This is a genomic window from Streptomyces sp. AC550_RSS872 (assembly GCF_019049285.1).
Taxonomy (GTDB): Bacteria; Actinomycetota; Actinomycetes; order Streptomycetales; family Streptomycetaceae; genus Streptomyces.
The window spans coordinates 1-706 of record NZ_JAGMUL010000084.1 but is presented as its reverse complement, the minus strand read 5'-3'; the positions used below and the strand labels follow the sequence as shown (position 1 = coordinate 706).

Here is a 706-nt window from a genome sequence, read left to right as displayed (position 1 = left end):
CGCGGCCGGCCCCGGCGCCGTCCCGACGTCGTACTCGGCGACCGTGGCTACGATCACGACAAGTACCGCCGCCTCGTGTGGGACCGCGGCGCAAAACCGGTGATCGCCCGCCGCGGCACCGAGCACGGTTGCGGACTGGGCACCCAACGCTGGGTCGTGGAGCGCGCCTTCGCCCACCTGCACTGGTTCCGCCGCCTGCGGATCCGCCGGGAGATACGGGACGACATCCACGAGGCCTTCCTCACCCCTGGATGTGCGCTCATCTGCTGGCGGCGGTTTGTCTCGCTACGCTGAGAGCATCGGAACCCAGTACTTCATCAGCTGGTGCAGACGCTGTCGATGGTCGGCGATCCAGTCGTCGGGCAGGGCGATCGGCACGCGCACGGTGACCATGGATCCTGACTCGTCCTCTACGACCACCTCCGGACAGTCACGCTCGCCAGTGAGTTGGATGAAGATGGACGCTCCCCTGCTCATCTCCATCCAGGCGACATCCTCGCCAGCGTCGATCCTGTTCAGTGCGTCGGACCAGCTCTCCAGCTTCGAAACGGACAACGCCAGGTAACAGCGGCCGGACACGAAGGGCGTCCCGACGACGATCTCGGCATCGAGCCCGGCAGCCCACCCGGGGTTACGCCCCAGGACGTTGACGGTGACGCTGTTCCCCTCGTCATCGGCGAGGGAGATCAGCTCCCTCGGAGCGATG

Annotated in this window: 2 protein-coding genes; one reads left to right on the top strand and one right to left on the bottom strand. The window is 66.9% G+C overall.

All coding sequences use genetic code 11. From position 1 onward, the window contains the following. A partial coding sequence (locus tag KUM44_RS28425; protein ID WP_217212402.1) for a transposase occupies positions 1 to 294 on the top strand: 294 nt, incomplete at its 5' end. Here KUM44_RS28425 and KUM44_RS28420 read toward each other — a convergent pair. Beyond that, on the bottom strand, positions 286 to 706 hold a 421-nt coding region (locus tag KUM44_RS28420; protein WP_217212400.1), incomplete at its 5' end, for a DUF5959 family protein. The two genes, KUM44_RS28425 and KUM44_RS28420, sit on opposite strands and share 9 nt — an antisense overlap.